This is a genomic window from Bradyrhizobium ganzhouense (assembly GCF_049949285.1).
Lineage (GTDB): Bacteria > Pseudomonadota > Alphaproteobacteria > Rhizobiales > Xanthobacteraceae > Bradyrhizobium > Bradyrhizobium ganzhouense.
This window is the reverse complement of sequence record NZ_CP181318.1, coordinates 1,846,057-1,866,405: the sequence shown is the minus strand read 5'-3', so window position 1 is coordinate 1,866,405 and position 20,349 is coordinate 1,846,057. Positions and strand designations below refer to the sequence as shown.

Sequence of the window (20,349 nt, the reverse complement as noted above, 5' to 3'; positions counted from 1 at the left end):
GCATGCCATTCGAGCTTAGGAGGATGATGATCATGAAGCTGGACGAACCTCCTTCGTGCAAGCCCGTACCGCTGACCGTCTTTGTTGGCACGAATCGTTTTGGCAACTGGGTTGCCCTAGAACAGAACGGCATTTTTGGCGGCATCTTCGTGAATCGCGCCCAAGCATTCAAATACGCCTTGCGCGAGAATGGCCATCATCCAGAAACCATCGTCGAGCTGTCGCCTGAAATCGAACTCGATATTTCCGCCAGTCCGGAAACCGCGGGCATGAGGCGCGTAGCCTGACAGGTCGGCGCACAATCGCGCAGGACGATCGCATGAGGTTTGTCGCGGGTCCACGAGAAGCAGTCGCCGATATCACGATTGTCGGTGCGTATGCCTTCGATGTGACGGCCCGGATCATGCCAGATCTTCCGCAATCGACCATTCGGGGCGACCGCTGAGCCGGCCTCGACGTGACATCGAAATCCGGCAGCTTCGATGCGCCGACCTTGTGGCGGACGCTGCTCGGCGACCATCAGCTGATATTCCAGAGGAGCGATACATGTATTAACCGCATCTTGCCATCACTAGGGTGATCCCGCTGGGACCGGCCCGGAAGACGACAGCTTATTTCTTGCAGTTATATAGCGGGTTTTTGACGTTGCCCCTAACGGCTCCGTCGCAATTGCGAGTGCGGTTGGCATCATCCTCGCGTGCAACCCGGATGGCAGCAGCTACACGGATCGTGACCTGTCTGGCGCTGCCCTTTTCAGGACTCTTCGACAACAGCCCAACTGCGCATTGCTTCAACTCGCCGCTCAACCGCGTTCGACATTGAGCTTCGTCCTGTTGAGCACTCGCTATCCTGTCCTGGTCGTCCTCAGGAAATCACACGACGATGTGTCAGCCCCCTGGCGCAGGGCTGCTCTGGCCCACATGGCTGTCGTAGTGATGTTGATCGGCTCCATTGCTTCCACGGCCTTTTGCTGGGTTCGCCAGCTGCAACGAGAGCAGATAATTGGCGGCGCCTCTGATGGCTAATGAGGCGGATTTCCGGGTGAGGCCCCTGATTGTCATTCGACCTGCCGTACTGTCTGCCAGCTGTGTTCGGTTGAAGACGTCTATGTTGGTAACGCCACGCAAAGACGCAGGTATCCACCGACGCTGCACTAAAGTGTGCTTTGCCTTTCGTCGAGCAACGCTCGCACACGTCTTTGGTGGCGCGGTTATTGCTAGGGGGACGGTGAAATGTTCGATTGACCATACCAGGTCTCCCTGTCTCCGGACGAGGTGATCAAATGACACTTGCTAGAACGATCCAGATCAACGCGATAGATGCTGCAGGTGCAGTCCCGCGGCCTCACACAGCAGTCATAAAGTTCATCGAAGGCACTCGCATCGTTGCCGAGGATGAACTGCAAGCCAACAGCATGACGCGTCATCATGTTACAAACTTCTATCGTGAACAGATCACCAACAGTGGTCACTACGAGCAGCTCAAGTACATCGTGGATCCCTCGTTGAAGGAGTTCGATAGTTCCGGCAGTCTTGATACTAGCCGCGAGCACGATAACACGGTAGTGCTAGGACTCCAGCACAAGTACGCCCAGACCGGGCTGTTGCTGGTGACGGACCGTTGCGCATCATATTGCCGCTATTGCTTCGCAAACGCGCTATCGGCAAGGATCCCGATGAAATCGGGTCCGATTTGCCCGCGTTGTGCAATATATTGGGGACCATCCTGAGATGACGAACGTGCTGCTATCAGGAGGCGACCCGTTCATGCTCAGCAGCGCCAAACTCGACAAAATTCTTGATCATCTGCTGCCGATCTGGCATTTGGAGTCCGTCGTGACAGGCACGAACGGCCGCTGCCGCGAGCACAACAGATTGTCCTGCTGCATCAGGCGCAGCACGCGTTTGCCGTTCACAGCAAAGCCCTCACGCCGCAATTGTGCGCAGATCCGGCGATAGCCGTAATGCCGGTACTCTAGCGCCAGCTGCTGGATCGCGTCCCGCACGCCGTTTTTTTCGGCACGCGGCGCGGACGCCGCCCAATGCCGGTAATAGCCAGCCCGATTGACGCCGGCCAGCACGCACATCCGCTCGATCGTCAGTTCGCCTTGCCGCAGGGGCATCGTCATCGCCTGGATGACCGCGTAGATCCCGTCACGCCAGGCCTGGTGCTCGGCCGACGTGTTTCCTTGACCCGCCGCAAGGCTTGCCGAAAAAAAATCCAATTCAATCTGCTGCTGGCCGATCTTGCGCTCCAGTTCGGCAATGCGCTCCGGCGCACCAGGGTCGCTGGCAGCAACATCGCGTGCCGGCGCCTTCACGTTCGGCGCAACGGCATCGCTTTTGCGCGGCCGGCCGATCGGCGGCAGCGCCTCCGCCCCACCGGCGCGAAAAAGATCGCGCCATGCGTAGAGGTCCTTACGCAGCACATTCAGCTCCTGGGAAAGAGCCCTTATGCGTTCACCCGCCAGAATGCGACGGACCGCCTCAAGCTTGAACTCTCGGCTAAAAATACGGGGTGATTTGTTGGGCATATGTTCTCCGTTAGAGAACCGTCCCTAATTTCCCGTGTCTCACTTTTGGGGTGCACTCCAGTCACCAGATGGGTGTTCGCCCCTATTATCTCTTTCAGGGCAAGCCGGTGAAAGGGACGTCGCATTTTCAAGTTCCATTGCGTCGCGGACTAGAGATTGCGCGCGGTATTAATCAACGTCTCAGCGGCATCCAAAAGACATTCAAATTCATTATGTCCCATTACACGGGGAAGATCGAGATCCTCGACCTCGGACCCGACGGCCGCGTGTATATGCGCTATCATCAAAGCAAGACCCCTGAAAAGATCGGAAAGATCTTTTCCCGGCCACACATCGAGGGCGCCTGCTGGTTGGATGATTTGCCAGAGGGATGAGATCGAGAGGCGCCTGTTGCTGGATTCCTACCCAGAGCGAGTGGAGCAGGAAGGCCCCTCAGCGCCTCGGCATCAACGGTTGGACCTTCTACCGCAACGACGTTACGCCAAGACTCGTTCGGTGACCTTGAGCGGCGCAAGATCGTGACGCTGTTGCCCGATCACGAAATTGCGACGTCCAAGGCGTGGCTGGGATCGTAATTGTAGCGCGCAATCGCGTGGAGCGTATGGGAAAGTGCGTAGGGCATTCCGATCAAGGAGATCGTGTGCCACACGGGCCCAGGGTCGGCGGGCCGAGCCAGTGCCCGATCAGTTTCGGAAGGATCCCTCTGGCAGAGAGGTCGCCCGCTTGATGATCTCGGAGTGCGATCGCTCGAGCAATGCAGATACCGTGATCATCGCGCTGCGATCAAAGCCGGCGTGCCCACGTTGCCAAAGAATGCGCGGCCTCATGAATCACGGAGCACTCGATGCTGCACTGCAACTTCTGTAGGTTCGTCAATCTGGCTAACGTCGACCTATCGGTCTGACGACCCCTTCTTTGATTTTGCGAGCTCCGCGTCTGATAGCATCTGGGTGCCGATGATGCCCTCCTTCGCCAAGTACTCGATCTCGGTGTCGGAGAGCTCGAGAAGCCCTGATAGGATCTCTTTATTATGTTGCCCCAGCGTCGGTGCCGCTGCGCGGATCGGATATGGCCGCGCACCTTCGCGAATCGATATCGAGGGTTGCGGATGCGGGCCAATGAAAGCGCGTTTGAGATGTTGTAGAAACGCACGGGACTGGAGATGTGGCTCGTTGAGCAGGTCAATTGGCAAGCGGGCCACGCCGGCGGCGACCCTTGCGCCCTGCAACTCGTGCATCGCCTGATCCGCATGCTTCGACAGTTCTCTCGATCAGATTCTCAATGCCGCGGCGGGCTTCCGCAGATTTCAGCGATGTGTCCGCGGCCCAGTCTGGCCGGCCAATAAGGGTGGCAAGTCTCTGCCACATTTCTTCCTCGGTCGCGGCTACCACGATCCAGTTATCCTCTCCAGCACACCGGAAGCAACCATGCGGCACGAACTGCGGATGTCGGTTGCCGTACCTTACCGGCGGCGTACCACCGATCGAATGGACAGTGATCCAGGGCGCCGCAAAGTGCATCATGCATTCGATCTGCGAGAGATCGATGAATTGCCCCTGCCCGGTTTTGCGGGCGTGCATCAATGCGATCAGAACTGCAGCGCAACCATTCAACCCGCCGACAGAGTCGCCGAACGCGATGTGGCTCATGAGGGGTGGCCCGTCCGGCTTGCCGATCACGCTCGGCAACCCCGAACCCTGCTCGAGCGTCGAGCCGTAGGCCCGGCAATTGCGATGGATGCTGTTCGAGCCAAAGGCTGACATCGACATCATGACGAGCTGAGGATTGAGCGTTCTGAGCACGTCATACCCGAGTCCGAGCTTCGGCAGCACATCGACCGAATAATTGTCGACGACGACATCGGCTCGCGATATAAGCCGTTTGGCGAGAGTACGGCCCTGCCGGCGCGTTAGGTCGAGTGTGATACCGCGCTTGTTGCGGTTTATCATGCAGAAGCGCAGCGTCTTTTCGTACATCTTGTATGTCGACGTAGGCCGGCCGGCGGTCAACGCCGCGCCACCAGTCGGGATACTGGACGGCTTCGATTTTGATGACATCCGCACCGAGATCAGCCAGTGTGCGCGTACACAACGGACCGGCCCACCCCATCGTGAAGTCGATGACACGAATCCCATGCGAGGGCGGGCTCTCAGTAACGCTGCGGCTGGACGACGACGCAGCGCGGCTCAGGTGCCTTCGGGCGCTCCCGAAGCCTGCTGCTCACCGGGAGCCGGAACCCTTCCGCCTCGGCGCGGCGGCGTCAATGTCAGTCGCTGCATCGAGCCGGTCGTCAGACCCTCTTCTTCGCCGAGCAGCACGGGCACAATAGCGCCGCGCTGTCTCTTCTCCGCGGCCTGCAGCAGATCGGAAATTTCTGGTACTGGCACGATTGAAATCTTGCGCTTCAATCCCTCCGCAAACCACTCCTGCGCTGTTCGCGCCTTCAGCCTTGGCATGAACTGCCGCTCATTTTTTCCCGGTGTTGCAGGCGGTCTTGGCCGAGCATCAGAGCTGAATCGTCCCGCAATTCAGATAAGCCGAGCATATCACAGAGCGCGCGCCATTGTGCAGGAGTGATTGTCGTAACACCGAGCCAACCTTTTTTGGTCTCGTAAATGCCGGTTGGAAAGTTCGGCCAGAAGCGGTTAACGCCAATGCGGTGCCTCATGTCGCTCCGCGCAAGCGCCTCGAACAAATATGCTAAGCGACCACGACCGCCCTGCTCCACCTTGCATTCTCACAAACGCCTAAGAAGCCGCGGCGATAAAACCCCATAAGCCGGCAAGAATTCCGACCTGAAAGTCAGGAGCGTGCAACGGCGGACCCTCGACCGGTCCAACCAGCTTGATGAGACCGGCGAGCCACGAAAGCGCTGAAGGCCCGCGGTCTGCATGGCGTCGAGTTCGCCGTCTCCGACGATCATCCCGGCTTAAAGAAGGCGATCGCCGAAGTCCTGGCTGGCGTGTTCTGGCAGCGCCGTTCTGTGCACTTCCTGCGCAACGCGCTCGACTATGTGCCCCGCAAGGTCGACGACGATTGCCTGCTCGAGCTGCGCTGGATGTACGACCGGCGCGATCTTGGCGAGGAGCGGCGCGATCTGGCGGCATGGCTTGGCAAATGGGACGGCAAATACCCCAAGCTCACCGGCTGGGTCGAGGACAACATCGAAGAGACCTTGACCTACTTCCGGCTGCCGCTGCTGCACCGCCAGCACATGAAGTCGACGGATGAGATGGACAAGCGATTTTTTATGACCGCGCCGCGATGACGATTGCGGAAATCGCGTCCATTCTTTTGTTCGGCCGCGCCGCGGGCCATTCTTCCGTCCCGGCCACCGATCTCGCAGCTGCCGCGCGCAGGAGCGGTCAAGCCTTGCCGCGTTTGCGGCCACCGCACGGCTTGGCCTTGACCGGCCCGAGACCGGCGGCATGCTGGCGTGGAACGGGACTGCATTCCTGGCTGGCACTTGCCGTCAGCGGCGGTTATGGTTGTCGGGCGCGGGCGACCTCGTGGCGAAGCGTGACGCGTCGGCTGCAAGCGTCACCGGACTGCCTATTTTGTCCTGCCGAGCTGAGGCGCCCGCGCGCCGGGTTTTTGCCGCCGCGGTTTCCATTGCGACACCAATCGTTCGTAGCCTCGTTCCGCCTGGGCGGCAATCAACATCTCACAGTCGCGCAGCGCCTTGATGTTGTAGGCATAGGCTGGTCCACGCCGGCTGCCCTTCTGTTGCGGATGTCCAGCTTGAAGTTGCATCGCGCGGGTCTTGTTGGCGACCAGCGCCGGGCGCGCCCACAGTAATCCTCGCCCTTCGTCAGCAAATGCCAGTAGAGCACCGTGAGCTTGCGAGCCACGGCCACCGCGGCGACCTGATGGCCACGCCGGGCGCGGATCCGCACGAAAAAAGCATGCAGTGGACCGGGTGCCTTGGCTGCGGCCCAGGCCGCCTCGACCAGCATGGCGCGCGCGTGACCGCGGCCGATCTTGCTGATCGACCGTGATGGGCGGCTCCCAGTCCCGACTGCCGCACCCGCGGGTTAAGCCCGAAATAGCTCACTAGCTTCTGCGGGCTGTCGAACCGGCTGATGTCGCCGATCGCCGCCACTATGCCGGCGGCAACCGCCAGATTGACGCCGGTGATCGTCATCAATCTGTTGACCGCGAGATCGTCGATGACGTCCTGCGCGATCTCGCGGTCGAGCAGAGCCAGGTCTTCCGCCAGCCGGTCAAGCTCACGGACGTGCCGATCGATGGCCGCGCGCTCATCGTCCGGCAGCTGTTGGGTGGCCAACCACGCTCGGCCGCGGGCGTTGAAAAGATCGGCATGCGGGCACTTCGGGGATTAGGTGCGCGTGAAGGATCGAATGGACCTCGTTCTTGAGCCGCGCGCGATGCCGCACGACCTGGTAGCGTCGCGCCACCAGCCGACGCTTGCGTTCGGTCTCCGCGTCAGGCGTCCAGATCTGCGGCAGGTACCCGGCCGCCTGCAGACTGGCGAGCGTGCCGGCATCGATCTTGTCGGTCTTAACGTGAGCCTGGGCGATCGCCTTCACCTGCAGCGGATTGGCGATAATCACCCGTGCCACGAACCGCGCCAGAACCCGCGACACCGCCATGCTGTTGGCAGTCGCTTCGACCACCACCTCATCACGAGCCAGCAGAGTCTTGCCAAATCCCTCCAGCGCAGTCCGCGTCATATCGATGCGGCCCGCATGTCGGAACCTGCCGTCCCCCCAAAACACCACCTCGCCGAAAGTTCGGTGGACGTCGATGCCAATCACCCGTCGCATTCGCACCTCCTGCCAGACACATGACTGACGGGAGCTGCGGGCGACACGACAACTACGGATTCGTGCTCCCGGGGCAACCGGGCGAGTCGCAGAGGCGGCCAGCTACTAACTCGAGCTCTCGGCTCATCGAATAACATCGGCCTGCCCGCACTTCGTTCTCCCGGTGCCTCTGTCGCGGTGGTCGCACCATACGGCACGATGTAGAACACCGCAGCGGGAACGTTGGCACCGAGACATCTCATACCGGTTACCAATATGCTGGAACGTCTCAACGAGGAAATCCGGCGGCGCACCTATGTGGTGCGAATCTTCCCCAATGCCGAGAGCTGTTTACGGCTGGTGCGGGCGCTGACCGTCGAGCGCCATGAGGCGTGGCTTGAGGATCATCGCTATCTCAACATGGATCTGTTGAAGGAGCACAAGAAGGAGACGTTACGCCAGGCGGCCTGACGATGCTCAGGCCCACCAAGGGGATGCGAGCCACCCCTCTCCGCCGCCGTCGCTCGCCAGCGCTACGCTTTTGGGCAAGCGAGCGACGGCGGCGGCTCCGAGGGGATGGCTCGGCCGGACCCCATGATCAATTTTGCTGAACTTGACGCACAGAACTAGAATTGGCGCGCGCTTGAGCTGTGTGGTCAGATTTGCTGCCGCAGCATCACGCATCGCGTCTCGCCACTTATGCGCGAGCTTAACAAAGTACAAATTTCGTCGAGTGCTTGCGGGTGCTAGGAACGACGCCGTGAAGCATTGACGCCCGGTCCGGCTGCGCGCGAGGCGCGTCCGCGCGCTGGAAAACTGACAGAACAGGAAAGACGGTCGAATGGCGCCTGGAGAACACCATAGACCGAGACGCCTGCAGTATCCGTACTGAACTTGTAAAACCGTCGGAGAATGGGATATCCAGTTGGGATTCCGAATACTTCTTCGACCTGCCCGGTGGCGGGAGCGGCATCAATGATAAGATCGGTATTTGTCACGAGAATGTTGTGACGACGCAGCGCTTCAGTGACAAAACGCTCAGCAAACTCATCTACGATCTCACCCTCGACATCTGCAGACAGATAGGTCGAGTCATACAAGAACGGCACATCGTCGATAAATATCGTCTTGCGGACGCACAGCATCGCTTCCTTCGGCGGGCCGAAGGTAAGCATAGCCGGATCTGAAATCCTCTCTCGTGTGATGGAAAGCAATTGCATTGTGGTCCCCTCAAAGGAGGGAGCCGTCAGATCCAGCGTGCGCAGAATCCTGGCCTGCTTCTTGACGTATGTACCCTTACCGGCAACTGAGACGATCACGCCAGCAGCTTGTAGGTCGCGAAGCGCGCGTTTGATCGTGATGAGGCTGACTCCGAATTCCTCTCCGAGCATGGCAGTGGACGGAATTGGAGCATCCGGCTGATAAGTCCCACTGGAGATGCGCTTCAGAATCTTCTCGCGCACCGTCACGTGGAGCGATGAGCTGGGACGGAGACGAGAAGGTGCTACCGACATTTCGTTCCGATCTCGCTCTGGCCTAACGTGTTCGTATTCCGATTGCGGCCAATTGAGCTGCCCGTCCCTGGCAATCTCTATAGTCGAACGACGCCCCGTGAGGGGCGAACATGTAGCCTAGGCGATGGCATACCTAGTATGCTTGTCATCTTCTGTCAATCGTTTGCGTTAATTAGTACCCAGCTGGAAATTGGCCCAGTAGCAATCTCCAGGATACAAAAGACGAAATCTTGCTTGGCTTTTGCTAAGCCGATGAGATGTTGTGAAACGTCATCGCTTTCAGTTCTTAGTCCGAGGCTGATTTCGGAAGCGGCTTTGACCCTGCCAGATCATGCTCTGTTGAAGCGAATGATACGGAGTTCGCTCGCGGAACGCGCGGGGCATGGCCATGGAGCGCGAGTATCACGCCACAATCCTCCATCACCGACATTAGACCAAAAAGCGCATCACCTGTGTGAGCCAAAGTCGGAAAGCGTCGGTAAGCAACGACACCAGAGGCAGGAAACTTCAGTTCGACCGGTTCGGCAGCAACATCACCTAATGGATAGACACGTCCCGCCGGCTGGTTCGCCTTGACTTCATCGGCAGGCTTGGCGAATGCCTCGAACAGGCCGTCGCAAGGCGCGTAGATGGAGTTGCGAGGGCTTTGATATTTGAGAATCACGGACGAGCCGGGCTCGATGCGATCCATAACCGGAAGAATTTCATAATCGTGTAGAACCCGTCTCAGGCCACGCTCAGCGATCCGCAGCCCCTGTTGCGAGAGAGTGGCCCCGAAGCCCAGCTCAGTCGTCAGAGCAGGAATTCCGTGTTGCTCAGCAGCGGCGTAGAGGGTTGACCCGGCACCTGCAGCCGCACCATCGGTAATCCCCCCAAATGGTGCGTCAAAGCTTTTCAGAAGCCGCAAAATCGCCGCAGCCTCAGCGTCGTTCCGACCGGAGCGCGCGAGCGCGACCGGCAAATAGTCCAGCGACCGGCCTCCGGAGTGAAGATCGATGACCACATCTGCCAGAGGAAAAAGTTCTGACGTCACATAGTGAGCGATCATTGCGGTTGGCCCACCATTTGCGTGGCCCGGAAACTCGCGATTGAGGTTACCGCCGTCCAGCGGAGAATTCCGGCGACCAGCGCTAACGGCGGGCCAATTCAGAGCGGGAAGCATAATGATTCGACCACGCAGATTTGCGCTTGAAGACAACTCCCGCGCGAGATTGCGTAGCGCGATTTGGCCCTCGTACTCGTCGCCGTGCGTTCCTGCTGTCAATAGTGCCGTTGGTCCGCTACCGCCGTTGAAACAGAGTATGGGAACAGGTATCCAGCCGTAGGCGGATATGTCGGACGAATATGGGACGCGGGCATAGTCCGCCTGCATTCCAGTTGCCGAAAAATCGATCTTGCTCCACACGCGGCTTTTCATGGTTGACCCTGTTCAGTAAGCGATCTGCCTGTCATCGCTCGGCAACGCAAGGGAGTTTTCTTCGCTTGCAGGTCGACGAATAGGGCGGGACCATGCGGGCTTGAGATAGATTTTACAGATCGACGATGGGCAATCGCTCGGGTGCGATGTCGCTCAGAAATTCAGGACCACTTTCGGTAACTCGAAAGACTTCTTCAGTCTGATATACGCCGCCGGCCATTTCGAGCTTGGGTTCAAGATGCAGGACCATGTCTTCCAGAATGATCTCGTTCGAGCCGGCCATCAATGATGGCGGTTCCGTCAACGCGATACCTGAGCCGTGGCCGACGCGACCTGCCGCCGTCAGGCGAGACAGCTTGCGCTCCGACCAGAGTTCCTCAAAGAGACGATAGACCATGGCGCCGGTCATCCCAGGCCTTACCTTCTCTGCTAGTCGAATTGTCACGCCTCTCACGAATCCGTAGAGGTCTTCCTGCTCTGGCGTTGCCCTACCGACCTTCGCGATCCGATCCAGATCACTGATCTGATCGGCACGGCGAGCGCCCATATCAACCCAGATGAAGTTGCCGCGGGCCAATGGAACGTCGTGGTTCGGTTGTGCGTAACTCTTTCCTGCGGGATCGAAGCGAACTGGAAGCCAGTCCACGCTATCGGCCCCCAGCGCGATCATTCGCTGCTTGAGCAATTGGCCGAACTCATATTCATTCATGCCGAGGCGCAGATCGGCCAAACCAGCAAAAAAGCTCTTCGTTGCTATGCGACAGGCCTCACGTTTGGTGGCCAGCTCGTGCTGACTTTTGACGAGCCGCTGCTGCCAGATAAGGTCGGCCTGGTCCGATAGCCTAAAATTGCGCGGCGCCGACCTCAGGTAATCGATCAGTGCGATCGATCCGCGCCCGAACATGTCGGGTCCATAGTCAAATCCAACAGCAGCACCGGCTGGGAGATCATTCAGAAACTCGCCTGCGGCGGATACTGCGACCTCGGTGTAGCCATGATAATACATGGGCTGTACATGGCGTTTCGGCCATGCTTGCGCGTTGCGCTCTTCCGAGCCGTTAATGATTATTGCAATCCCCGCGCGGTCACGTCGCGCAATCGCTAACAGCGGTCTGGTATCCGAAGTCCAGAATAGCGTCCTGAACCCGGAGTAATATTCAAAATTCTGCCGCGACGTCAGAATCACGGCGTCGACATTTGCATCTGCCATGTTGGCGCGCAGCCGTGCAATGCGGACTCCAACCTCTGCTTCACCCGGCCAGTGGGGAGGCAATGCCATGTTGTTCTCCGTCGCTTAATTTGATTTGCATGAGGCCGAATTCGCAGCCGTCTGGCCGGTATGAGGGCCGTTCTGCCGCGGCTTGAAGCTGCGCTTGATAAAGTTCTACCCAATATACCTGCTATGTCAACGGACTTGCCAAGGCGCCGACATACCAGATATACTCGGCTAAAATGGCGTAGCGGGATCGGCCTGACACAACGGCTACCAATCGTTCTAACGCTCCAGACGATTCTAAAAGAGGACCCAATGGTTGCAACCGGCGGTGGTCAAAAGCATCCTATGAAGTCGATGGAGCCATTGGCAAAAGTGCACATCAGCATGATCGTGATGGATAACGATCAGACTCTGTCACATGGAGCGCGCGCCATGCTTACCTAATAGCCTTCGAGACCTGCCGCTCGCGGGCAGCTCATACGATACCGGCCGGCCCTCTCCGGGGGGACGCGATAGGTCCCGGCAGAAAAGCAGAAGCGTTTGACTTTAGGGCCCCAATGGACATCAGCTCGAACAACAACGATACGCTGTGCGTCGTTCCGCCACCCGCGTCGCTCGAAGGATTTGTCAGTCTCTCGGTACCGGTTTATCGAGCTTCAACGATTGTTTTCCCAAGCGCTGCGGCCTATCGCGCGCGTGCGACGCGGTCGCCGGATGGCTATACTTATGGCCTCGCTGGAACTCCAACAACACGAACGTTGGAGAACCAGCTGGCGGAAATTCATTCCGCCAGCCGATCGATCATCGTGCCGTCGGGGCAGTGCGCGATAACAACCATTATGCTGGCCCTGGTGAACCATGGCGAACATTTGCTGATCGCCGACAATGTCTATCCTCCGGCGAAGCTATTCGCGCGGACGATCCTTCACTCCTTTGGGGTCGATATAGAGTACTTTGACCCGACTCGTCTCGCCGACCTCGACGCCAAGTTGCGACCTGGCGCAACCAAGCTAGTTTGGGTTGAGTCGCCGGGCTCAACCACGATGGAAATATGTGATATCCCGGCCATCGCAGCGAGGTGCAGAAGATCTGGTGCGCTTCTGGGATGCGACAATACATGGGCGACTGGTTTGCTGTGTAGACCTTTAAGCCTGGGCGTGGATATCGTGGCCGAGGCGCTTACCAAATATGCAGGTGGTCACTCCGACCTACTTCTCGGTGCGATCGTTCTTAATGATCTTGATCTGTATGCACGTTTTCGGAGCACTTTGGGTGCTCTGGGGATAGGCACATCCCCCGATGATTGCTCGCAGGCGTTACGCGGCATCCAAACGATGGCTCTTCGGATAAGGCACGCGGGCGCACTTAGCGAGCTATTCGCGCATCGCTTGGAAAAGTCAGGTTTTAAGGTCTTGCATCCATCTCTTCCTTCGTTCTCTGGACATGCCTTATGGCAGCGTGACTTCGCGGGCTGCTCCGGTGTTTTCAGTCTGCTACTGCAGGGCGTCGATGTCAGCAAGGTTGACCGTGCTCTCGACCAGTTGAGGATGTTTGTCATCGGTGCTTCTTGGGGAGGTACACGAAGCATTGTCGCGCACATGATTGTCGCAGGCGAGCGGCAGGCAATGCCCACAGGCGAGCACCAAAGCCATATCCGACTTAGCCTTGGCCTTGAGAGCGCTGAAGATCTTTGGCGCGATCTTGAAGGAATGTCGGATGTTCTCCTGGGCTGATGCGCAACTGCACGTAAACCACGCTTAATGGTTCGAGGTATCGACGGGGCAATCTCAGGCCGACCCGTGTCCACCACTTCGAGCCGCTCGACCAGGGCACTGAGCTTATCACTGTCCATAAGGACAGTCCTCAATATCGCGCCTCACCTGACAAGGCGGCCTTCAGCGGCTTTCAATTACCCACAAATTCTCCTCCTAGCATGGCGCCCAGCGCAATGTCGGTCAGGCGTGACAGCCCGCGCCACATGACGGTATTGCCGGGCGGCGGATCGCTGGCGCGGGCGAGATAACCGCCGAGCCGGGCGATCTTGATCAGATAGTGTGAGAGCGTTTTCTGTCTTGCTTTTGGTTTGTCGTTGACGAGGCGATCGAGCACGCCGATTTCAGTCGCAGTCAATGCGAGGGTTGGCGGCGCGTCTGGGGCGGAACGGTTGAGCATCGTCATCCAGAAGACCCGCCAACTCAGGATGCAAAAGAGCGAGATCAGATTGGTCAGACGCTGGGCGGTCCTGAGCTTCGACTCCTCAGCTTTGCAGCCTGATTTGAGGATTTTGTGGAACACTTCGATCTTTCATCTCAAAGCTTACCATTCGAGCTTCTCAACGGCGTCGGTCCGCGAACCAACAGGCAGGTCGGTGATCAGCTTCCAATAGATCTCTTTCTGTTCTTCGGCGTCCCGCGCTCTTCGGCATGGATCACCGTCAGGGTCAGAGCGGGATAGCGCTTTTGCTTTCCGATCGGCGGCAGGACGCGAATCCTGCGATACCTGATCTCAAGAATGGCTTGGTCGGGATCGCCGTTGCTGTCTCTGACTTGGATGCGATGGAGCCCTTTGACGGCGACCTCGTCCATTTCGTCGGCGATCGTGTGATCCCCGTCTCCAGCCAAGCGGTCGACGCAGGTCCTGATCAGGAAATGAGTGCCGATCTCCTGTGCTGCGCAGAAGAGCTCGTAGATGTCACTCTCGCGATCACCGATATGGATGCATCGTCCCGGATGATCCAATAGTTGCGTAGACTGCTTGAGATTTTCCAACCACCGGACGCTTTCCTTTTTCTCGATGGGAATCCGGGTCGGACTTTTTAAGCACTGCCGTCCCCTTGAATTTCTTCCGGGTCCAGAACTTAACGGCCGCCAACCCCAGCGGCGCCCCCTCGATTGTCACCGCGAGGCTCGAATGCATCAGGATGCCGCAAACCATGTGCGATCTGAGACGACCCGCCTTATCCCGTCCACTGTTTATGCTCTTGGTGATGCCAATCGCTTCTGACTTCTCGCGTTGATAGCTGAACTCGGTTGTATCGTGCAGCACAAGAACGAGACCTTCAGTGGCGGCGGCACGATCACGTGTCGATTGGAGATGGCCGGCCAGAATGTCCGCTTCGCTGACCCGGTCATCAGAGAAGAAGCGGTAGGCTGCCTTGGTATTCGCCCAATCCTGGCAGACGAGCGGAATGCTTTGTCCCATGGCGCTTCCAATCTGCGTGAGCAGTTTACGGAATCTGTCGCCGAGCCGCGCGTCCCTAAACTCGCGTCCACTACTCTCTCGATCAATCCAACATTCACCTTCCAAGGACCGCAAACGATCTTTTGCCGATCGATCCCTTGATGTCAGCCCCATAGAGCACCCCATCGCGAATCAGGTGCTCAGCAAGGAATCACAAGTGATTCTTTCGATTCAAGATTCCGCCGATCAGCGGATCAGCCCGAGTGGTCAAAGTTATGGGCAATTGAAAGCTTCAGCGGACGCATACTTGTAGAGGGGATGACGATTCGGTTGTCCGACGCATTGGGCATGGCGACCGAGGTGATGGCGATGAAGAACTATGCCGGCAGCCGGCTGGCCCCTTGGCTTGGTCACCTCATGGTGTCTCGGTCGGAGACCGCCCGCCCGCTGCTTCCCCCCGGCGAGATGATGCAGCTCCACCATCGGATGAGATCGTCATGATGTCGGGCCTCCATCCGATCCGCGCCAAGAAGGCGCGCTATTACGAGGACCGACGGTTTCAGGGGCGCATCCTGGCACCGCCGGCCCTAACCTAGCCGAACGACAACGCCCGGACGATTGGCGTAAACGGCTACTGCCGCCGCCCCCAACCGCACGGCCGACGTCGATCGACGACACGACCGACGCAGAGGATTCGAAGTCCGCCGACCGTCGGCAGCAGCCGGAACTGGCTCGTGACACCGTGGAGAGGAGAGAACTCTCGATAACGAGTTCACCTCGGATTTTGCGGACGAACTCGAGGAAGATGCCCCGCCGATCGGGCGCCTCAATGACATGATGCAGGGCGTCGCGCGCCAGGCATCGCTCGCCCGGGCGACGATCTCGGATTGTGAGACGGGCATAAGCACGCCAAAGAAGAAAGCCCAGGTATCGGTGTGTCTCGATCCTGATGTCATGAAGCGTAAGCGTAGCTCTGAGGCCAATTTGATTGGCGCTTGACGTCTATTTTGACCGCGTGGTGCGCCGGCGCGGCTTCCATATGCCGGACAACGCATTGACAGCGGCCTCAAGCACCTTCCGGTCGACGACGTTGGGATCGAACTGCTCCGGGCCCCAGAGGCGCATATGTTCGTGCTCCGGATGGGTGGGGTCGCTGATGGCGTCGAGGTATTCGGCATAGCCTGGCGCACCGCCGACGTCTTCCGGAGGACAACGGCCGGCGGCCTCGAGCAAGAACGGAAGTCCCTCCGTTGTCGTGTTGTCGAACCACTTTTCAAGCTTGATCACGTGATCCCAGCTGTCGCCGAAGTCGTAGAGATAATGGATCGTCTTCACGCCGGTCTCCTGAACGATATTAGAGAGCCGCGTCTTGCGGGCATCGATGGGCTGAGGACCAAAATCTCCATCGGGATCAGGGATACCCCAACGTCCTTCGCCGGCCAGGAACTCGAAGAGATGGCTGTTCGTCCAGCCAAACGCCGCCTGAAGCGTCAGATGCAGCCGATCAAGGCGCAGCGTAAGCGGCACGACAAGGCATCGCATCACCTCCGGTTTCACGTCCTTGAGGGTCACCTTGATCCGGACCGCGGTCGTGTTCGGGCTCATGCCGCCAGCCTCGGATCATGTGCATGCATCGTGTAGATCGACGCCCAAGGGAGCAGTTCGTCCAGTCGCGCCGCAGGCCAGCCATTGACGAGCTTCACGAGAACGTCAGCAAGCCAGTGCTCGGCGCTGACGCCATTGAGCCTACAGGTCTCGATTAACGAAGCCAGGACTGCCCAATTCTCGGCGCCCTCGTCGCAACCGGCAAAAAGGGAGTTCTTGGCGTTGAGCTTGATCGGCCGCATCGCACGTTCGACCGCATTCGTGTCCATCTCGATGCGCCCGTCGTCAAGGTAGAGCGTCAGGCCGTCCCAATGACGCAGCGCATAACGCAAAGCCTTTGCCGTGTCGCTCTTCTGCGCAAGATGATCAAGCTTGGCCTCAAACCACTGCTTCAAGGCTGTAGCCAGAGGTCGGGCATGCGCCTGCCTGCCAGCACGGCGCGCGGCCTCCGATCGGCCGCGGAGCGCTTTCTCGACCGCGTAAAGTTGGGCGATGCGCTCAAGGGCCTCGCGGGCAACCGGAGCCGGCGCCGGAGCAGCCTCGCGCTCGATCTTCACAAACTGGCGCCGCAGATGCGACCAGCAGAAGGCGAGCGTCCCGGACAGGGCGTCCGCACGCGTCTCTCGGGTCATGGTCTTGTAAGCCTGATAGCCGTCGCAATGGATGATGCCGCGATAGCCCTCGAGCAAGCGCAAGCCATGAATGGCCCCGCGGCTCGGTGCATAAGCGTAAACCACGCCAGGTGGGTCAGGTCCGGCCCAGGGCCTGTCATCGCGTGACAGCGCCCAGAAGTAGCCGGTTTTGGTCCTGCCGCGCCCCGGATCTAACACCGGTGCGGGAGGCTCATCGACACAGAGCTTCGAAGAGGCGAGCAGAAGCTGGCGCAGACGATGCCACAAGGGCTTCAATTCCTGGGCGGCATAGCCGACCCAGAAGGCGAGCGTGGAACGGTCCAGCGCTATTCCGTGCGTCGCCAGCATCTGCGCCTGGCGGTAAAGCGGCAAATGCCAATGATGCTTGGCGTCGATCACATGCGCGACCAGCCGCTCAGTGGGCAATCCACCCCTGATCAGTCGCTCGGGAGCGGCGTGCTGGAGGACGACGCTGTGACAGGCGCGGCAGGCCAGCTTGGGTCGGCGGGTGACGATGACGCGATACTGCGCCGGCACGACGTCCAGCCTCTGGCTCTCATCGTGACCGATCTCAAAAAGGACGCCTGCGCAGCACGGGCAGCAGGTTGCAGCGGGCATCAGGGTATCGATGATGCGCGGCAAATGCTCCGGCAGCTGACCACGGTTGGCTCTGCGCGCGGCAGCTCTCTTCTCGCATGTCTTGGGATTGGCGCGACCCTCGGCGGCTTCGAGAGCCGCAACGGCCTGATCGATATCCTCCAAAACAAGTTGAAGCTGATCAGCATCCAGCTTTTCCGAGGACCGACCGAACTGCGCATCTTTTGCAAGCTTGAGCAACCGCTCGAGCCTGGCGCAACGATCCAGCAGAGCCGCGTCAAAGACACGCAACTCGGTGGGATCGCTCGGCAGCTCATCAGGCAAATCACTCATTGGCCCGAGTCTGCCATGCTTCGCGCCTCGATGCGGCGAAGATTTTATGTCCTATGCAAGTGCTTTCGGCTGCGGGATTTGAGGCGCGTGCATCGGCGTCCAATCCATGCCGGCCAGAAGCGCGGACAGCTGGGCGGCATTCATCCGCATCACGCCGGCCACGATGGGAGGCCATTTGAAGCCGCTGCCATCGAGCCGCTTCCAATACATCACAAGGCCGCTGCCATCCCAGACGGCAATATTCACCCGATCGGCGCGCTTCGCACGGAACACCACCGCCACGCCCTTCATCGGGTCATGGCCCAGCGTCTCCTTCGCCAACAGCGCCAAGCCCTCCGCACCTTTTCTGAAGTCCACAGGTTGCGTCGCCACGTAAATCATGAGGCTCGCGGGCGGCGTCAGCATGAACGTGTCCGTCGAAGCGCCAAGAACACATCACTCAACACAGCAAGGCCAGGCGTCCCTCGCACCTCCACGCGTGCCCCCTGGAGTTCAACCGTCACTACGGCTGCTTCCGGCGACCCGGTGGGCTCTGCGGCCGCCGGTAGCGCTGATTCCGATACCACCGGCACGAACGACAGCGTGTCCGCCGAAGCCGGCAGTACCAACTGGCCCAAACGCGCCCGGCGCCGCCAGTCGTGCACCTGCTGGAGCCGGCACCCATGGCGACGCGCGACATCTGTGACAATCGCCCCCGGCTCAAGGCTTTCCGCGGCAATCTGTGCCTTCAAATCGTCCGGCCAGCGCTTTCGACCTTCGCCTGCGTACACTTCGATACGCGGTGACAACGGTCGTCTTATGTCGTCCGACTGGTCGTCCATTGTGAGCACCCTTGCAGAAGATGACTCTTCTAGCGGTGCTCTCAGGATTGAGTACAAAAATTCTCAAGGGCCTCAACGCCACGCTTACCATGAAGCCCTGTCGGCCTACGCGACTCGCCGTGAGCAATCGCTGTCGCTCATCGGCCAGGCCGCCATCGCATCCTTCCTCTCAAGGACACCGACGAGCGGCGGGAGGCGGCGATTGCCAAGCGATTCGATCAAGTCGATCGCCGCATCGCGCGGCTGGAGCGCGACATCGGGATCTCAGTCGAGACATTGGCCTTGTTTGTTCGATTCTGGCTCACGACGACACCACCGCTCCCCGAACCGGCCGCGAAAACGGCGAGAGCGCAGGGCGCGGTGGGACAATTTCGTCGCGGCGCTCGGGCAGCGGCTCAGTCAAGGACCGAAGCTCCGGGGGAAATCCGGATGACGTGCACGGCGTTCAAAAGCTGAGGTTAACAACAACGCGTGGTGTCCGATGATAAATCGGAATGAAGACGCACCGGCTGCGTTCAGACCCATTCGCTCGTCGGTTCTCGAGCGTTTGCCCGACCCGATCCACAACACACTACCATCGAGCACCTGGTCAGGTTCGCTGTTCCATATTTGACTTGGCGCAATTGTTGCATCGACAGGCTCACGGCAGAGATCTGAAATAGAACGTCAGTGGCTCGCTATGCAAAACGGCAACAGGGAAGGACCTAGATGGCTTGAGCTTGCGTTTCTCGAAGGAGCGGTACAGAGCGATTCTACGAGATCATCGCCATCCGATACGATGCTGGTCAGGCGTGTCAATATTACGATAAAGAGACTCGATGCGTAAGATTTCCGACAACCTGTGCCGGGCCGAACGCGCCAGTCGTGGTTCGCACTCACGTGCATCCCCGCCGCAAAATGCATTACGAAAAGTCACGAAGCGCTGCTTAGATATAAGGCGCAGCGGCCTTGCGATCAGTGCCCTCAGAATTGCTTACTTTGGCACGATACCTGCTCATACTCTCGTCAGAGCTTTCTCACACACCGCTTGTGTTTATCCAAGCGCACCGTGGCGTAGCGAAGATGGGAGACGGTTACTTAAATGGATGACGCTGGATCGCACTACTCCATAATCAATCTGCCAGTCACGCGGCTGAGGCCCACCGAAGAAATTGACATTGAACGAGCTAGGCTGCTGGCAAAGGCAATCAAAGAAGAGGGCAGCTGGACGGAGCCGATCTTAGTTGAACGCAGCCATTCTGTGATCATGGACGGTCACCATCGCCACTTCTGTGCGATCGGACTCTGTTTGGCCGTCGTTCCATGCGTCCTGCTTTCCTACGACGACCCCAACTTGGAAGTAACCTATTGGGCCAATGGGGCACCTGTTGATGTGGGGCGTATTGTAAAAGCCGGCCTTTCAGGTGATCTGATGAAATACAAGACCACACGACACCGGCTACATGTCCCACTGCCATCTTGCTCGGTGAACCTCGAAGAGTTGAGACGACGATAACTGAATCAGCTGACGGCTCAAAACGGTTTGAAATGATTAGCCCTTCGGCTGCTCAACAGTGCGTTGAGTGTTAGGAGAGCGCTGGCTCGTCGCTATGGTGATGCCGGGCTGTCACGATCATCGCTCCGTCTCGACAGACTTGCGGAGCCGTCCCCTGCACTCTGTATGATGCAAACGGTAGCAGGGCGATGCCGGTGCATAAATTGTGAGATTCAAAGCTTCAGCGGCGACAGCGTTCTG

Annotated in this window: 19 protein-coding genes and 6 pseudogenes; 9 read left to right on the top strand and 16 right to left on the bottom strand. The window is 58.9% G+C overall.

The window, feature by feature from the left end; all coding sequences use genetic code 11:
• The first annotated feature begins 32 nt into the window (after positions 1-32).
• Both ACLFLU_RS08685 and ACLFLU_RS08680 read left to right on the top strand, forming a co-directional pair.
• Positions 33-287: a hypothetical protein gene (locus ACLFLU_RS08685; RefSeq protein ID WP_426411814.1), complete on the top strand. Its 255-nt coding sequence runs from the start codon at positions 33-35 to the stop codon at positions 285-287.
• 995 nt (positions 288-1,282) lie between these two features.
• Positions 1,283-1,729 (top strand): hypothetical protein, encoded by a 447-nt coding sequence (locus ACLFLU_RS08680; RefSeq protein ID WP_426411813.1) that lies wholly within the window; start codon positions 1,283-1,285, stop codon positions 1,727-1,729.
• Positions 1,730-1,801: 72 nt separating this feature from the next.
• Here ACLFLU_RS08680 and ACLFLU_RS08675 read toward each other — a convergent pair whose 3' ends face one another.
• Positions 1,802-2,533 carry an IS3 family transposase gene (locus ACLFLU_RS08675; protein WP_426411812.1) on the bottom strand — a complete coding sequence of 244 codons (732 nt, stop codon included), beginning with the start codon at positions 2,531-2,533 and terminating at the stop codon, positions 1,802-1,804.
• 62 nt (positions 2,534-2,595) lie between these two features.
• Here ACLFLU_RS08675 and ACLFLU_RS08670 point away from each other — a divergent pair.
• Positions 2,596-2,907, top strand: a pseudogene (locus ACLFLU_RS08670) (KamA family radical SAM protein); the annotation flags it as partial.
• A gap of 518 nt (positions 2,908-3,425) precedes the next feature.
• Here ACLFLU_RS08670 and ACLFLU_RS08665 read toward each other — a convergent pair.
• The 4 genes from ACLFLU_RS08665 to ACLFLU_RS08650 form a co-directional block, all read right to left on the bottom strand.
• Positions 3,426-3,770, bottom strand: coding sequence for a CoA transferase (locus tag ACLFLU_RS08665; RefSeq protein WP_426411811.1), 345 nt, complete (start codon positions 3,768-3,770; stop codon positions 3,426-3,428).
• Entirely contained in the window at positions 3,715-4,509 is a 795-nt protein-coding gene (locus ACLFLU_RS08660) for a CaiB/BaiF CoA transferase family protein (protein ID WP_426411810.1), read from the bottom strand. Before ACLFLU_RS08660 ends, ACLFLU_RS08665 begins: the two co-directional genes overlap by 56 nt.
• A 210-nt stretch (positions 4,510-4,719) precedes the next feature.
• A complete protein-coding gene (locus ACLFLU_RS08655) occupies positions 4,720-4,989 on the bottom strand; it encodes a hypothetical protein (protein WP_426411809.1) in 270 nt (89 codons plus the stop codon).
• A complete protein-coding gene (locus tag ACLFLU_RS08650; RefSeq protein WP_426411808.1) occupies positions 4,977-5,201 on the bottom strand; it encodes a CoA transferase in 225 nt (74 codons plus the stop codon). The genes ACLFLU_RS08655 and ACLFLU_RS08650 overlap by 13 nt, the downstream gene beginning before the upstream one ends.
• Positions 5,202-5,405: 204 nt before the next feature.
• On the opposite strand from ACLFLU_RS08650, the pseudogene ACLFLU_RS08645 reads away from it, so the two are divergent.
• Positions 5,406-5,774: pseudogene (locus ACLFLU_RS08645) on the top strand (transposase); the annotation flags it as partial.
• A gap of 311 nt (positions 5,775-6,085) precedes the next feature.
• Here the strand turns inward: ACLFLU_RS08645 and ACLFLU_RS08640 are convergent.
• Positions 6,086-7,302: pseudogene (locus ACLFLU_RS08640) on the bottom strand (IS110 family transposase).
• Positions 7,303-7,569: 267 nt separating this feature from the next.
• Between ACLFLU_RS08640 and ACLFLU_RS08635 the strand changes: the two are divergent.
• Positions 7,570-7,770, top strand: a pseudogene (locus tag ACLFLU_RS08635) (transposase); the annotation flags it as partial.
• Between the two features lie 275 nt (positions 7,771-8,045).
• Here ACLFLU_RS08635 and ACLFLU_RS08630 read toward each other — a convergent pair.
• The 3 genes from ACLFLU_RS08630 to ACLFLU_RS08620 form a co-directional block, all read right to left on the bottom strand.
• Complete coding sequence (locus ACLFLU_RS08630; RefSeq protein WP_426411807.1) at positions 8,046-8,768, bottom strand: GntR family transcriptional regulator; 723 nt, start codon at positions 8,766-8,768, stop codon at positions 8,046-8,048.
• Between the two features lie 331 nt (positions 8,769-9,099).
• Positions 9,100-10,230 (bottom strand): succinylglutamate desuccinylase/aspartoacylase family protein, encoded by a 1,131-nt coding sequence (locus tag ACLFLU_RS08625; protein ID WP_426411806.1) that lies wholly within the window; start codon positions 10,228-10,230, stop codon positions 9,100-9,102.
• Between the two features lie 112 nt (positions 10,231-10,342).
• Positions 10,343-11,509, bottom strand: coding sequence for a M24 family metallopeptidase (locus ACLFLU_RS08620; RefSeq protein WP_426411805.1), 1,167 nt, complete (start codon positions 11,507-11,509; stop codon positions 10,343-10,345).
• A gap of 494 nt (positions 11,510-12,003) precedes the next feature.
• Between ACLFLU_RS08620 and ACLFLU_RS08615 the strand changes: the two genes are divergently transcribed.
• A complete protein-coding gene (locus ACLFLU_RS08615; protein WP_426411804.1) occupies positions 12,004-13,179 on the top strand; it encodes a trans-sulfuration enzyme family protein in 1,176 nt (391 codons plus the stop codon).
• 172 nt (positions 13,180-13,351) lie between these two features.
• On the opposite strand, the gene ACLFLU_RS08610 is transcribed toward ACLFLU_RS08615, so the two are convergent.
• From ACLFLU_RS08610 to ACLFLU_RS08600, 3 genes are all read right to left on the bottom strand, one after another.
• Positions 13,352-13,741: an IS4 family transposase gene (locus tag ACLFLU_RS08610; RefSeq protein WP_426411803.1), complete on the bottom strand. Its 390-nt coding sequence runs from the start codon at positions 13,739-13,741 to the stop codon at positions 13,352-13,354.
• A 77-nt stretch (positions 13,742-13,818) separates the two neighbouring features.
• Positions 13,819-14,214 carry a hypothetical protein gene (locus ACLFLU_RS08605; protein WP_426411802.1) on the bottom strand — a complete coding sequence of 132 codons (396 nt, stop codon included), beginning with the start codon at positions 14,212-14,214 and terminating at the stop codon, positions 13,819-13,821.
• Positions 14,150-14,800, bottom strand: a complete 651-nt coding sequence (locus ACLFLU_RS08600; protein ID WP_426411801.1) for an IS4/Tn5 family transposase DNA-binding protein — start codon at positions 14,798-14,800, stop codon at positions 14,150-14,152. The genes ACLFLU_RS08605 and ACLFLU_RS08600 overlap by 65 nt, the downstream gene beginning before the upstream one ends.
• Positions 14,801-14,953: 153 nt before the next feature.
• Here ACLFLU_RS08600 and ACLFLU_RS08595 point away from each other — a divergent pair.
• Positions 14,954-15,519 (top strand): annotated as a pseudogene (locus ACLFLU_RS08595) (type IV secretory system conjugative DNA transfer family protein); the annotation flags it as partial.
• A gap of 109 nt (positions 15,520-15,628) precedes the next feature.
• Here ACLFLU_RS08595 and ACLFLU_RS08590 read toward each other — a convergent pair.
• Genes ACLFLU_RS08590 through tnpA form a run of 4 tightly spaced genes read right to left on the bottom strand, consistent with a single transcriptional unit; the run spans position 15,629 to position 18,614 of the window.
• Positions 15,629-16,231, bottom strand: a complete 603-nt coding sequence (locus tag ACLFLU_RS08590; protein WP_426411800.1) for a plasmid pRiA4b ORF-3 family protein — start codon at positions 16,229-16,231, stop codon at positions 15,629-15,631.
• The gene (gene tnpC / locus ACLFLU_RS08585; protein WP_426411799.1) at positions 16,228-17,793 is read right to left on the bottom strand and encodes an IS66 family transposase; all 1,566 of its coding nucleotides are present in this window, start codon (positions 17,791-17,793) and stop codon (positions 16,228-16,230) included. The genes ACLFLU_RS08590 and tnpC overlap by 4 nt, the downstream gene beginning before the upstream one ends.
• Positions 17,794-17,844: 51 nt before the next feature.
• Positions 17,845-18,198: an IS66 family insertion sequence element accessory protein TnpB gene (tnpB, locus tag ACLFLU_RS08580; RefSeq protein WP_426411798.1), complete on the bottom strand. Its 354-nt coding sequence runs from the start codon at positions 18,196-18,198 to the stop codon at positions 17,845-17,847.
• Positions 18,192-18,614: an IS66-like element accessory protein TnpA gene (gene tnpA, locus ACLFLU_RS08575; RefSeq protein ID WP_426411797.1), complete on the bottom strand. Its 423-nt coding sequence runs from the start codon at positions 18,612-18,614 to the stop codon at positions 18,192-18,194. Before tnpA ends, tnpB begins: the two co-directional genes overlap by 7 nt.
• A 46-nt stretch (positions 18,615-18,660) precedes the next feature.
• Here tnpA and ACLFLU_RS08570 point away from each other — a divergent pair.
• Positions 18,661-19,047: pseudogene (locus tag ACLFLU_RS08570) on the top strand (CopG family transcriptional regulator).
• 648 nt (positions 19,048-19,695) lie between these two features.
• On the top strand, positions 19,696-20,109 hold the full coding sequence (locus ACLFLU_RS08565; RefSeq protein ID WP_426411796.1) for a ParB N-terminal domain-containing protein: 414 nt from the start codon (positions 19,696-19,698) through the stop codon (positions 20,107-20,109).
• Positions 20,110-20,349: the final 240 nt, after the last annotated feature.